1 protein-coding gene is annotated in these 811 nt (G+C 37.5%); it reads right to left on the bottom strand.

The genetic code is table 11. The annotated features are described in order from the left end of the window. Positions 1 to 303 precede the first annotated feature (303 nt). Positions 304 to 540: a hypothetical protein gene (locus GC093_RS07990; RefSeq protein ID WP_246313927.1), complete on the bottom strand. Its 237-nt coding sequence runs from the start codon at positions 538 to 540 to the stop codon at positions 304 to 306. Between the last annotated feature and the right edge of the window lie 271 nt (positions 541 to 811).

Raw genomic sequence — 811 nt, 5'->3', positions numbered from 1 at the left:
TAACCGATTCCTGCCGGAACATTTGACAAAACAGGTGGGTAGCAATTGACGCTCACGATCCTTTTGAAGCAAGGGTAATCTTCAGCATCTTGTTGGACATTCCAATAGTAAGTCTGCTGCTATACACCAACTTTCGTTTGCCCTTTCAATTAACTACCATCGGTTTGTTCCCTCGCTAATATCATACTAATTGGCTTTCACTGTATATTCTAGCAGCATCAAAGTATCCTGCCCGTTACTTTAATAAACCAAAAGAGGAGCTGCCACGCGGCAAGCCCCTACACTATCGTTCCTCGTTAGAGCTCAATAAATCGGTTTGTAAATCCTATCCGTATCAGTATCAATTACGAAATCAGCCTTTACATTATTATCAAGAGGTATCTGCTCAAAACTATGGAGTTTGCAAAATACATCAGGTAAATCTCTAATAATAGAAGTCAGATTTTTCGCTTGTAAATACTTTTGTTTTAATTCCTGTTTATTACACTTGACACCTATAATATGAACTCTGTGATAATAGGCATCAAATTCAACTAACATTATCATCACGACTGGTTGCTAACCAATCCATATAGCTTAGAATACTTACATAATAACTCATACTGAGTCCATAAGTTAATCTTATTAATTAATCAGCATTACTGCCCTTTACTCAACGAGGCTGCCGATTCATGCCGGCAGCCTCGTCCTGGTTTCTTATTGAACAAACGTTATCCGTTAGCTTAATCTCTTTCCAATCATACTCTATAAAAATGAGAAGTTTTTATATAATTGAGGTCTCGTGCTCTGTCTTGTGAGTCAAAAGCAACAT

Source organism: Paenibacillus foliorum (assembly GCF_013141765.1).
In the GTDB taxonomy this organism is placed as follows: domain Bacteria; phylum Bacillota; class Bacilli; order Paenibacillales; family NBRC-103111; genus Paenibacillus_S; species Paenibacillus_S foliorum.
This window is presented reverse-complemented; position numbering and strand designations above follow the sequence as displayed.